At 33.4% G+C, this 12,443-nt stretch carries 13 protein-coding genes and 1 pseudogene; 11 read left to right on the top strand and 3 right to left on the bottom strand.

What is annotated here, in order from left to right; all coding sequences use genetic code 11:
* Positions 1–93: 93 nt before the first annotated feature.
* The 4 genes from AC1Q5Z_RS08580 to proC all read left to right on the top strand — a co-directional run bounded on the left by AC1Q5Z_RS08580 (position 94) and on the right by proC (position 3,694).
* Complete coding sequence (locus AC1Q5Z_RS08580) at positions 94–405, top strand: DUF4286 family protein (RefSeq protein ID WP_198855208.1); 312 nt, start codon at positions 94–96, stop codon at positions 403–405.
* A 173-nt stretch (positions 406–578) separates the two neighbouring features.
* Positions 579–1,367, top strand: coding sequence for a 16S rRNA (adenine(1518)-N(6)/adenine(1519)-N(6))-dimethyltransferase RsmA (gene rsmA / locus AC1Q5Z_RS08575; RefSeq protein WP_198855209.1), 789 nt, complete (start codon positions 579–581; stop codon positions 1,365–1,367).
* On the top strand, positions 1,348–2,754 hold the full coding sequence (gene mgtE, locus AC1Q5Z_RS08570) for a magnesium transporter (protein WP_198855210.1): 1,407 nt from the start codon (positions 1,348–1,350) through the stop codon (positions 2,752–2,754). The genes rsmA and mgtE overlap by 20 nt, the downstream gene beginning before the upstream one ends.
* Before the next feature lie 163 nt (positions 2,755–2,917).
* The gene (gene proC / locus AC1Q5Z_RS08565) at positions 2,918–3,694 is read left to right on the top strand and encodes a pyrroline-5-carboxylate reductase (protein ID WP_198855211.1); all 777 of its coding nucleotides are present in this window, start codon (positions 2,918–2,920) and stop codon (positions 3,692–3,694) included.
* Between the two features lie 76 nt (positions 3,695–3,770).
* On the opposite strand, the pseudogene AC1Q5Z_RS08560 reads toward proC, so the two are convergent.
* Positions 3,771–4,016: pseudogene (locus AC1Q5Z_RS08560) on the bottom strand (c-type cytochrome); the annotation flags it as partial.
* 210 nt (positions 4,017–4,226) lie between these two features.
* Positions 4,227–5,363 (bottom strand): Na+/H+ antiporter NhaA, encoded by a 1,137-nt coding sequence (gene nhaA / locus AC1Q5Z_RS08555; RefSeq protein ID WP_343584854.1) that lies wholly within the window; start codon positions 5,361–5,363, stop codon positions 4,227–4,229.
* A 207-nt stretch (positions 5,364–5,570) separates the two neighbouring features.
* On the opposite strand from nhaA, the gene AC1Q5Z_RS08550 reads away from it, so the two are divergent.
* The 5 genes from AC1Q5Z_RS08550 (at position 5,571) to AC1Q5Z_RS08530 (ending at position 8,446) form a co-directional block, all read left to right on the top strand.
* Positions 5,571–6,521, top strand: a complete 951-nt coding sequence (locus AC1Q5Z_RS08550) for a 2-hydroxyacid dehydrogenase (protein WP_492444357.1) — start codon at positions 5,571–5,573, stop codon at positions 6,519–6,521.
* Positions 6,522–6,711: 190 nt separating this feature from the next.
* Entirely contained in the window at positions 6,712–7,089 is a 378-nt protein-coding gene (locus AC1Q5Z_RS08545; RefSeq protein ID WP_198855215.1) for a DUF4234 domain-containing protein, read from the top strand.
* Positions 7,064–7,528 (top strand): DUF2752 domain-containing protein, encoded by a 465-nt coding sequence (locus AC1Q5Z_RS08540; protein ID WP_343584861.1) that lies wholly within the window; start codon positions 7,064–7,066, stop codon positions 7,526–7,528. Before AC1Q5Z_RS08545 ends, AC1Q5Z_RS08540 begins: the two co-directional genes overlap by 26 nt.
* A 78-nt stretch (positions 7,529–7,606) precedes the next feature.
* Positions 7,607–7,879, top strand: coding sequence for a TM2 domain-containing protein (locus AC1Q5Z_RS08535; protein ID WP_343584863.1), 273 nt, complete (start codon positions 7,607–7,609; stop codon positions 7,877–7,879).
* A 195-nt stretch (positions 7,880–8,074) separates the two neighbouring features.
* On the top strand, positions 8,075–8,446 hold the full coding sequence (locus tag AC1Q5Z_RS08530) for a DUF805 domain-containing protein (RefSeq protein ID WP_343584865.1): 372 nt from the start codon (positions 8,075–8,077) through the stop codon (positions 8,444–8,446).
* A gap of 59 nt (positions 8,447–8,505) precedes the next feature.
* Here AC1Q5Z_RS08530 and AC1Q5Z_RS08525 read toward each other — a convergent pair whose 3' ends face one another.
* On the bottom strand, positions 8,506–10,308 hold the full coding sequence (locus AC1Q5Z_RS08525) for a GNAT family N-acyltransferase (RefSeq protein WP_198855219.1): 1,803 nt from the start codon (positions 10,306–10,308) through the stop codon (positions 8,506–8,508).
* 118 nt (positions 10,309–10,426) lie between these two features.
* Between AC1Q5Z_RS08525 and AC1Q5Z_RS08520 the strand changes: the two genes are divergently transcribed.
* Positions 10,427–11,188 (top strand): exodeoxyribonuclease III, encoded by a 762-nt coding sequence (locus AC1Q5Z_RS08520; protein ID WP_343584868.1) that lies wholly within the window; start codon positions 10,427–10,429, stop codon positions 11,186–11,188.
* A 124-nt stretch (positions 11,189–11,312) separates the two neighbouring features.
* Positions 11,313–12,257, top strand: coding sequence for an OmpA/MotB family protein (locus AC1Q5Z_RS08515; protein WP_492444354.1), 945 nt, complete (start codon positions 11,313–11,315; stop codon positions 12,255–12,257).
* The last annotated feature ends 186 nt before the right edge of the window (positions 12,258–12,443 follow it).

The raw sequence follows: 12,443 nt of genomic DNA, 5'->3' as shown, positions 1-12,443 counted from the left end.
GTAAAATGATGATTTGAAAAGATTTAAGAATCAAGAGAAAAAAACTCAGAACCTTAGAATCTTAGCATCTCAGAACCTTAGATTAGAAAAGAAATGATTATTTATAACGTTACCACAAACATACACGAAAGCGTTCATGACCAATGGTTAAAATGGATGCAGGAAAAACACATACCCGAAATTCTAGCAACTGAAAAATTTTCTTCTGCACGAATTGTAAAAGTTTTGGTTGAAGAAGAAATGGGCGGAATTACATATTCTGTACAGTATATAACAGACAGTAAGGAAACTTTGGAGAAATTTTATATCGAAGATGAACCAGAATTTCATAGAGAAGCTTTAAGTCTATTTGCAGACAAAATGCTTTCTTTCAGAACAGAATTAGAGGTTATTTCGGAGCATTAAATTTTTAATTCTCGGTCTCGGCTCTCAGTTTTTGGTTTATAATTGAGAAAAAAGCATAAAAACTTGCCGTCTTTGAGACTTTCTTGCAAAAAAAACAAAAATAAAGCTTTGCTTCTTAGTGCCTTTACAACAAAAAGAATACTTTTGCAGCCTCGTGGCAAACAAGAAATGAAATGGAAAAAGTAAAAGCCAAAAAACATTTAGGACAGCACTTTCTTAAAGACGAAAGTATTGCAAAAGCTATTGCAGATACTTTGACTTTTAAAGGATATGAGGAGGTTTTAGAAATAGGACCAGGAATGGGTGTGCTTACTAAGTATTTGCTCGAAAAACCAATTAATACACACGTTATTGAAATCGATACCGAATCTGTAGCGTATTTGGATGCCAATTATCCGAAATTAAAGAATAAGATTATCTCTCAGGATTTCCTGAAGTATAACATAAATGAAGTTTACGAAAATAAACAGTTTGCCATAATAGGTAACTTTCCTTATAATATTTCTTCTCAGATTGTTTTTAGAACTTTAGATCTTAAACATCAGATTCCAGAGTTTTCTGGAATGTTCCAGAAAGAAGTAGCTGAGCGCATCTGCGAAAAGAAAGGCTCAAAAACCTACGGAATATTATCAGTTTTAGCTCAGGCTTTCTATAATACAGAGTATCTGTTTACGGTTGATGAAAACGTTTTTATTCCTCCGCCCAAGGTGAAATCGGGTGTGATGAGAATGACCCGAAAGGAAGATTATAACCTTCCTTGTAGCGAAAAGTTATTTTTTACAGTTGTAAAAACGGCTTTTCAGCAGAGACGAAAAACATTACGTAACAGTTTGAAAACATTAAATTTATCAGACAATTTGCGAGAAGACACTATCTTTGATAAACGTCCGGAGCAGCTTAGCGTAGATGAATTTATTGAACTAACTCAAAAAATAGAAGCCAATGGAGTTCAAAATCAGTAAAGAATTAATCAAACAGATTGCTCAACTTATTCAGGCAAAAAATAATAAGGAGCTTGAAATCTTGCTAAATGATATTCACCACGCAGATTTCGCCGAAATTCTTGATGAAGTAGAAATTGATGATGCAACTTATATTTTCAAAGTTTTAGACAGTGAAAAAACCGCCGAAATTCTACTTGAATTAGACGATGATTTACGTGAAAAAATCTTAAGCCGACTTTCTCCAAAAGAAATTGCGGAAGAACTTGATGAGCTTGAAACCAATGATGCGGCAGATATTATTGGTGAACTTTCAAAAGATCGTAAAGCTGAAGTTATCTCAGAACTTCAGGATGTTGAGCACGCAAAAAGCATCGTAGATTTACTTCGATACGATGAAGATACCGCTGGAGGTATAATGCATAAAGAATTAGTGAAGGTAAATGAAAACTGGAATGTTTTAACCTGTGTCAAAGAAATGCGAATTCAGGCAGAAAATGTTTCCAGAGTACATTCTATATATGTAGTTGATGATGAAAATCGTTTAAAAGGAAGATTATCACTTAAAGATTTATTGACTACTTCGACCAAAACACAAATCTCGGATATTTACATTAGAAAATTAAATTATGTAAATGTTGAAACGCCAGATGTTGATGTTGCTCGTTTAATGGAGAAATATGATTTAGAGGCAATTCCGGTTGTTGACGAATTAGGGCGCTTGGTGGGTCGCATTACAATTGATGATATTATCGATGTCATTAAAGAAGACATCGAGAAAAGAGATACCGAAGATATTCAGAAATTCGGGGGATTAGAAGCCTTAGAATTGCCATATGTGCAAACACGACTTGTAGAGATGGTTAAGAAAAGAGCGACATGGCTTGTTGTTCTTTTTATTGGAGAAATGTTCACTGCTTCGGCAATGGGATTTTTTGAAGGAGAAATCGAAAAAGCTGTTGTTTTGGCATTATTTGTTCCGCTTATTATATCGAGTGGAGGAAATTCAGGGTCACAAGCTGCAACTCTTATTATTCGTGCAATGGCTCTAAAAGAGTTAACGCTAAAAGATTGGTGGTATGTAATGAAAAAAGAAATCGCCTCGGGTTTCTTATTGGGTGCCATTTTAGGGATTGTCGGTTTTATCAGAATATTTATTTGGCAGCAAACTGGGCTTTATGAATATGGAGAACATTGGCTTACAATTGGTCTTGCCGTATCGCTTTCATTGGTGTTTATCGTTTTATGGGGAACTTTGTCTGGCTCGATGATTCCGTTTTTATTAAAAAAACTTAGGCTAGACCCCGCAACTTCATCGGCACCTTTTGTAGCTACTTTAGTAGATGTAACTGGATTAGTAATCTATTTTACAATTGCTTCTTTGCTTTTAAAAGGAAAGTTGCTTTAAAATAATCTATTTGTTTCTAAAAAAATAGCTAGATCTGATTCTTGAATTCTAGATTTTTGCCACAAATTAGCAGTTTGCAGTGATTTAAAATCTCTAAAATCTGCGTAATTTGCAAGCGGAAAATGCTGTTTACCAACCAGAAATAAATTAAAGCCAAACCAAAATGAAAGTACACATTATTGGAGGAGGAAACCTTGGGGTTTCTATTGCCTTAGGGATTGCTAAATTCTCGAAAAACAACCAAGTTACTGTCACTAGAAGAAACACTGCAAGTATTCAATATTTATCAGAATATGGCATTACGGTTTCAAACGATAATAAACACAACATTCAGGAAGCTGATGTTATAATTTTAACCATAAAACCATATCAGGTAGATATTGTTTTGGCTGAGATTTTACCAGTTATTAAAAACAAAACAATTGCTTCTGCAGTAAGCGGATTGTCTTTGGATGTTTTTCAAACCAAAACAAACTACGAATATCCTGTAGTGCGCATTATGCCAAATATAGCGGCGCAATTTGGAGAATCGGCAACTTGTATTTCTTTTCCAGAAAAATATAAAGAAAATGCTACTCCAATTGTAGATTTATTCCAAGATTTAGGAACAGCTCCTGTGATCGACGAAAAATTGATGGACGCGGCAACAGTTTTAGGCGCTTGCGGAACAGCTTATGCATTACGTTACATTCGTGCCTCTATGCAAGCGGGAATCGAAATCGGTTTTGATTCTAACACTGCTTTAGCAATTGCAGCACAAACAGTAAAAGGAGCTGCAAAAATGCTTTTAGAAGAACGAGTGCATCCAGAACAATTGATCGATCGTGTAACGACGCCTCAAGGCTGTACGATTGTCGGTTTAAATGAAATGGAACACAATGGTTTCAGCTCATCATTAATTAAAGGAATTAAAACTTCTTTAAAACAGATCAAAGGTTAGTTTTAAAGAAATTCCAATATTTAAAAAATCCAAATTCCAAGTTTAAACAGGAATTTGGATTTTTTTGTTTTGAGATTCAATACCGTACTCCTGAACAATAATCAATTAAGTCGGGAAGATTTTCTTCATTGATAACATCTTTAAATGTTGTTCTGTGATAATCAATTCCAAACTTTTCAATCTTCAAGATATCGATTTTATAGTTTTTCCTTAACATCCATTTTATAAAAACCAATGAGTCTATATTACGAAGTGCAGGTCCAGTACTCTTGGAATCTAGTTTATGGCAAGCGGCACAATTAGAATTAAAGATTTCTTTTCCATTTCCTGGATTTCCTTTTGAATATGCATTTCCACAAAATAGTAAAGTAGGAGTCTGATTGTAAAAATCTGAAATCGGAGGTTTATATGTTATGACTTGATAGAGAATAATACCAACAAGCAATATTATGAGAGATATTGATATTGCAAGTATTTGTCTAATTCTTTTCATCAGTTAAACTCAGTAATTAGAATTTAAAACATTCGAAATTTACTTTCTGTTTAATGTATATTTTAAATAAACAAATCCCATTAATCCTGCTAAGAAGGAAGCAATCAGAATAGCTATTTTAGAAAAAACGACAATTTCAGGGTTTTTGAATGCTAAAACTGTTATGAAAATTGACATAGTAAAACCAATTCCGCCTAACATTCCTGCTCCTAAAATGTGTGCCCATTTTAAGTTTTTCGGTAAAATGCATAAACCCGAAGTTACACCTACTGAGGAGAAAAGCAAAATTCCAAGAGGTTTTCCAACTACAAGCCCCAAAATAATTCCGTAAGTATTAACATGACTAAGACCTTCGTGCCAATTGTCTGAAATTGTTAAAGCAGTATTTGCAATTGCAAACAATGGCAAAATGAAAAAAGCAACTGGCTGATGTAAAAAGTGCTGTAGCCTATATGAAGATGTTTTTTCGCCACCATCTCCAAACGGAATAACAAACGCTAAAATCACACCAGTTATGGTTGCGTGAACTCCAGAATTAAGCATAAAATACCACATTATTGCTCCACCGATCAAATATGGAATTAGATTGTGAATTTTCATTCGGTTTAAAACAAAAAGTAAACACCAGATTCCAAGAGCAATTCCAAGATTTAAAAAAGAGATTGATGTCGTGTAAAAAATGGCAATCACGATAATTGCTCCTAAATCGTCAATTACAGCCAAAGCAGTTAAAAAAACTTTTAATGAAGTAGGAACTTTATTGCCAAGAAGCGATAAAATCCCGATTGCAAAAGCAATATCGGTTGCCATAGGAATTCCGGCTCCGTTTTGTGTAGTTGTTCCATAGTTTAATGCCAAAAAAATTGCTGCAGGAACAAGCATTCCGCCAAAAGCGGCCATAATTGGCAGTGAAGCATTCTTAATGTTGGATAATTCGCCATGATAAATTTCGCGTTCCAGTTCTAATCCGATCAAAAGAAAGAAGATTGTCATTAATCCATCATTAATCCAATGAGTTATAGAGTGTCCCGAAATTTCTTTCTCCCAAAAAGTAACATATGGAACTTGAATAGAAGAGTTGGCAAGATAAAGAGATAAAATCGTGACAAATAGCAAGATAATTCCTCCCGATTTTTCGTTTTCAAAAAAGGCTTTAAAAGTCTTGGTTAATTTCATTGGGAAGATTTTCTGAAGATTTATATGATGGATTTGAAAAATCCTTATTCTTTCAAAGTTAGAAAAAAAACCGCGCAATAAAAAAGTATTTGCTATGAAGGCTTGAACGGATAAGGTTTTTTCTAGTTTTTTCGGTTTTAAATTATCTATTGAGACTTTATGAGGTTATATTTCCCGTATTTTTGTATTTATAAAATTCAGTAAAAAATGAGCATAAAAATTCTTCATATCGACAGCAATAATCCAATTCTTTGGAATCAATTGGAAGAAGCTGGTTTTGAAAATCACGCCGATTTTAAATCTTCAAAAGAAGAAATCGAAGCAAAAATTCACGATTACAATGGCGTCGTAATTAGAAGCCGTTTCAAGATTGACAAGGTGTTTTTGGATGCCGCAACAAAGTTGCAATTTATCGCGAGAGTTGGCGCAGGTCTAGAAAGTATTGATTGTGAGTATGCTTCTGCAAAAGGAATTCATCTTATTGCTGCTCCAGAAGGAAATCGCAACGCTGTTGCAGAACATTCGCTAGGTGTGATTTTATCTTTATTCAATAATTTAAATCAGGCTGACGCTGAAGTGAAAGCAGGACACTGGAATAGAGAAAGCAATCGTGGCCACGAGTTGGATTTGAAAACGGTGGGAATTATCGGTTACGGAAATATGGGTAAGGCTTTTGCTAAAAAACTAAGAGGTTTTGATACAGAAGTTCTTTGTTATGATATTTTGGATAACGTTGGAGACGAAAATGCCAAACAAGTTTCTCTGGAAGAATTACGCGAAAAAACAGATGTTTTAAGCTTGCACCTTCCTTGGACACCAGAAACAAATAAAATGGTCGATAGTGGCTTTATAAATGCGTTTAAAAAGCCTTTTTGGATTATAAATACTTCACGTGGTAAAAACATTGTTACAGCAGATTTGGTTGAGGCTATGAAATCGAAAAAGATTTTGGGTGCAGGTTTAGATGTTTTGGAATACGAAAAGTTGTCGTTTGAAACCCTTTTTCAAGATAACAGCACGCCAGAAGCACTTCAGTATCTTATGCAGGCAAAAAATGTGTTATTAACGCCTCATATTGCGGGTTGGACATTTGAAAGTCATGAACGATTGGCTCAGGTTATTGTAGATAAAATTAAAGCGGTTTACAACAAAAAATAGTCTACAGCCTTTAGAATTTAATAACGAGGTTTTTCCTGTAAATTTTATTTAGCAAGATTAGTTTTATTTGCTAATTTTTAATAATATTGTTTCCGAATTTCAAAAGAATCAATCTAAATAAGTTCTTTTAGGGGTTTGGAGAAGCCGAAAATCCAAAGAGTAGGAATTAACGAATTTTATAAGGAAAAAGATGGAATTACAACAAACATCGAATAATTTTGAAGAACCAATCCCGGTATTTAAAGTAGACCCAATTATGGTATTGCTTTTTGGATTTTTAACATGCGGATTGTATTTGATTTATTGGAATATTAAAGTAGCTGAAGTTTTTAATGCTGTAGCAAAAAAAGAAGTTATCTCGCAACCAATTGCAATTTTTGCAGGTTGTTGTATGCCAGTTAATATTTATTTCTATTACTTAGCAGGTAAAGAAGCATTACCAAAAGTATATGAGAAAACAGGTGAACTTCAAAAAGATCAATCTACTTTACTAATTGTTTTAGGATTCTTTTTTCCTATTGCGGCTGCAATGATCGTTCAAGGTGATATCAACAGATTATATAACTAATACGCAAACAAGACGTAAAATTTACGGAATTATCGGTGCATTAATTACACTGGTAGTTCCGTTTTTTTTAATGCTTGATAATCATAATGACCATTTAGAAACAGACCAGTCTTTTTGCCCTTTTAAAATGCTGACAGGGTTTCCTTGTCCAGGATGCGGGATCACAAAATCTTTGGTTTATTTTTATCAAGGAGATTTATACAAATCAATCAGCTATCATGTTTTAGGTCCTTTTGTCATTGCATTTTGTATTGTAACTGTTTTAGTACTTACATTAGAGCTTATTACCAAAAAAGAATACTTCACAGGACTTTTGTATAATAGAAGGCTGGCATACGGACTAGCTATTTTTTTAGGTGTTTATCATTTTATAAGACTAATTTTCTTTGTAAAAAATAATTCTTTTGATGATATTCTGCATCAATCAATCTGGTTTTAATAATGTATAAACTGGTTTTATTTACGAATCAGTTTTTTTGTTCGAGTACTATTTTAAGAAATAATAAAAATTAAGATTATGGAAAATACAAAAAGAGAAGATTGGAATAATCCACGTTATCAAGAAGAAAATAAAAAAGTAGTGGCTGGAATTCTAGCTATTTTGCTAGGATATTTAGGTATCCATAAATTTTATTTAGGTTATACAAGAGAAGGAATAATTCAGCTGGTTTTAGGGTTAATGTTCGGAATTGGCGGTATAATCGGAATTATAGAGGGTATTATATATCTAACCAAGAGTGATGAGGAATTTTATCAAACTTATCAAATTGGTCAGCGAGGCTGGTTTTAAAAGAAGCACGAATATATTAACGAAGATCCCATTCAGAAATGAATGGGATTTTTTTTGTTTAAAAATGTCTTTTTCTAATACAATTATAACTTTTAGTTCCTTTAAATAAAGACTTTAGTGGGTAATCTTGCAGCATACTAGAAATAATGGAGTAACTGAAAATCCTTAAGAGTAGGGAACTTAAATGAATTTATTATGATTGAAATGTTTAAAAAAGTAGTTTTTGAAAACTATGCAAATTTTAATGGACGTGCTAGAAGAAGAGAATATTGGATGTTTAATCTTTTAACTATTTTGATTTATATGGCACTGCTTGTTTTTAGTTTTATTCCTGCAATTGGAATTGTCTTCTCAATTTTAGTTGGAATATTTTTATTAGGTATTATTATTCCGTCAATTGCTGTAGGAGTTAGAAGAATGCATGACGTTGGAAAAAGTGGCTGGTTTATTCTTATTCCGTATTATAATTTATACTTATGCTGTATCGATGGTGAAAAAGGACCTAATCAGTACGGTGCGGATCCTAAGAATCAATTAGAAGAGATTAATGAAATTGGTAAAGAGTAAGTTTTCTAATTTTAATGATACAAAAAAAAGCCGTTTCAACTGAAACGGCTTTTCTTTTATTAATCTTCTTTCTCAGATAGTTTCTTTTCCAATTCAATCTGAAACTCTTCAATTACAGGTTTCATAGTGCTTTCAGGAATATCTGCAATTCTAATGTACATTAAACCATCAATTGCATTATTAAATAACGGGTCAACGTTAAAAGCCACTACTCTTGCATTTTGTTTGATATATTTCTTAATTAAAACAGGTAAACGTAAATTTCCTGGTTCCAATTCGTCAATAATTTTGTCAAACTTATTCAAATCAGATTCTGCTTCGTCAAAAATAAAATCTTTATCAGCATCTTTTAATTTTACTTTGTACGCCTTTTTCGGGTGAATATATTGCGCTATATACGGATCGTAATAGTTTGATTTCATAAACTCAATCATTAATGATTTAGAGAAATCTGAAAATTGATTACTGATACTTACACCTCCAACTAAATATTTATGTTCTGGATGACGCAAAGTGGTGTGAATAATACCTTTCCATAATAAGAACAAAGGCATTGGTTTTTGCTGATATTCTTTTACGATAAATGCACGTCCCATTTCGATCGATTTATGCATCATATCATGAAGTTCTGGTTCAAATCTGAAAAGATCAGTCAAGTAAAAACCTTCAATTCCGTATTTTGGATAGATTTCAGAACCTAATCCCATACGGTATGCTCCAGCAATTTTTTTGGTTTCATCATCCCATAAAAACATATGGTGATAATATTGATCGTATTCATCTATGTCAATAGATTCATTTGTTCCTTCTCCAACTTCACGGAAAGTAATTTCGCGTAAACGGCCTATTTCGTGTAAAATGTTCGGAATTTCTTTTGCGCTTGCAAAGAAAACCTCATAGTTTTTACTTTGTAAAAACCTGCTGTCACTATCTCTTAACGCTTGAACTTCATCAATAAGTTTTGACTCGTTTGCAGGAGTAACGATTTTTTTAGGCGCTTTTGGTATTTTTAAACTTGCAGTGTCAATCAGTTTCGTGTCTTTTTCAAAAGGATTGGCAAGCATGTAGGTTTTCTTTCTCAAGAATTCTGAATATTCTTCGAAAGATTCGATTTCGTTTTGCTCGCTTACAGAGATTGGTTTTCCAATACGAACTTTAATTACACGATCTTTCTGAGTTAATAGCTCAGAAGGTAATTTTGCTGTACGTAAAGTGTCATCAATTTTAGAAAGCCAGTAGAATAATTTACTGTTTTTGGCATGAAAGTAAATTGGAACAACAGGAACTTTTGCTTTTCTGATTAATTTCAGTGCGCCTTCTTCCCAAGGTTTGTCAACTACTAATTTGCCGTCTTTGTAAGTTGAAACTTCACCAGCGGGAAAAATTCCCAAAGGTTTTCCGTCGCTTAAATGACGTAATGTTTCTTTAATTCCAATCACGCTCGATTTTGCATCCTTATGATTTTCAAAAGGATTAACTGGCATAATGTATTTTTTCATTGGAACAATTCTGTGTAACAGAAAATTGGCAATGATTTTGAAATTTGGCTCTCTTTCAAGCATTAATTTCAAAAGCAAAATCCCATCAATTCCACCAAGCGGATGATTTGAAATGGTAATATACGCACCATCTTTTGGCAAACGCTTTAAATCTTCTTCAGGGATTTCGAACTTAATTTCCATTTCGTCCAAAATTCCATTCAAAAAGTCAAGGTCTGTCAAATGTTTATTACGATCGTAAATTTTATTAAGGGTCGAGATCTTAAGAACCTTCATAAGAATCCAGCCAGAAAAAGTACCGAGAACCCCGTACTTTTCAACATTTATTGCCTTTGCAACTTCTTTCGCGGTAACTAAACCCATGTACTACTTTTAAATTATTAGAACAGCGAACAAAGATAACAAAAAAGTCTACTTTTCATTGTTTCCAAGATAAACTTTGCACTTTTTTATTACATTTGAAATCCTAAAAAAATCACTGATGAAAATTATTTCTTATAATGTAAACGGAATTAGAGCAGCAATAAACAAAGGGTTTATCGAGTGGCTGCAACAAGCAAATCCTGATGTTATCTGTCTTCAGGAAATAAAAGCTACACAAGATCAAATTCCTGTAGACGATATTACTGCCGCGGGTTATCCGTTTCAATATTACTATCCTGCAACCAAAAAAGGATACAGCGGAGTAGCTATTCTTTCGAAAACAAAACCAAATAATATTGTTTACGGAACAGGAATTCATCATATGGATTTTGAAGGAAGAAATCTTCGTGCAGACTTTGACGATGTTTCTGTAATGAGTTTGTATCTTCCATCTGGAACAAACATTGAAAGATTGGACCATAAATTTATGTTTATGGATGATTTTCAAAATTATATCAATGAATTGAAACTTACGATTCCGAATCTGATTATTTGCGGAGATTATAATATCTGTCACGAAGCAATAGATATTCATGATCCGGTTCGTAACAAAACGGTTTCTGGATTTCTTCCAGCAGAACGCGCTTGGTTAGATGCTTTTATGAAATCTGGTTTTATCGACAGTTTCCGTCATTTTAACAAAGAACCACATCATTATTCATGGTGGAGTTACCGTGCAGGAGCGAGAGGAAATAATAAAGGCTGGCGTATCGATTATAATTTAGTTAGCAATGTTTTAGAAAACAGGCTAAAAAGAGCTGTTATACTACCAGACGCTATGCATTCAGATCATTGTCCGATTTTAGTCGAAATTGACTAATTTTTGGTATTGTTCTTGTTGAGAGTATCTCGGTTTAAAATCAATGCTTAGAATTTGCAAAATTTCTAGGATTGGTTTTTTACGAAGTTTAAAAGATTAAACGCCTAAATAAAATCAATTAAAGATGATTAAAAAAGCCTCCATCGGATTACTAGCATTAGCTTTGTCCACAACGTCATGTGTTTCTAAGAAAATTTACAATGATTTAGAAACCAAATACTCAGATTTGAAGAAAGAAAGTCGTTCTATTGCTGATGAAAATGAAAATTTAAAGAAAGCAAAGAATCAGTTAGAAGTCGATCGCGATAAACTGACTAAAGATTTAGCAAGTGCTAATGATGATTTGGCAAAACAAAAAGCAGATTTAGCGGCGGCTCAAAATAAATATAAAGTTTTACAGGATTCGTATAATGCGTTGGAGAAAAACAGCAACGATGCATTAGAGAAAAACTTGGCTAAAAACCGCGAATTGTTAGCACAATTAGAAGCAAAAGGTAAAGCTCTTGCAGAAGAACAAGCCCGTTTAGACAAAACGGCAAATCGTCTAAAAGAATTAGAAGATATGATTGCTGCTAAAGAAGAAGCAATGCGTAAACTGAAAGAAACTTTATCTAAAGCATTAACTGGTTTTGAAGGTAAAGGTTTGACTGTAGAACATAAAAACGGAAAAGTATATGTTTCTATGGAAAACAAATTGCTTTTCAATTCTGGAAGCTGGGCTGTTGGTGCAGAAGGCAGAAGAGCAGTTGTAGAACTTGGAAAAGTTTTAGGTGACAATCCAGATCTTTCTGTTCTTATCGAAGGACATACAGACGACGATCCGTACGCAGGTTCAGGACCAATTGCAAACAACTGGGATTTATCTACAAAGAGAGCAACTGCAATTGTTGCTATTTTAAGTGAAAACCCAAAAATCAATAAACAAAAACTAACAGCAGCAGGAAGAAGTGAATTTTCTCCTCTGGCAAGCAACGCGACTCCAGAAGGAAAAGCTAAAAACCGAAGAATCGAAATCATCTTGACTCCAAGATTAGATGAGATTGCGGAGATGTTGAATGGCATTAACTAAAGTTGCTAAGGTTCTAAGATACTAAGTTTCTAAGATTTAAAAAAAGGGTTCAAAGTTTTACTTTGTGCCCTTTTTTATTTAGAAAAAAACTTAGAATCTCAGAACCTTAGTACCTTAGCCTCTTAAAAAAGAATCTTATTCTTTTTTTAACTCTTGTCTCCTTTCGCATTGCACAATCACTTCGTA

It is taken from the genome of Flavobacterium sp. GW823-FHT06G12, from assembly GCF_058794775.1.
Note: the sequence above shows the minus strand (reverse complement) of the source record. Positions and strands in the feature narration are given on the sequence as shown.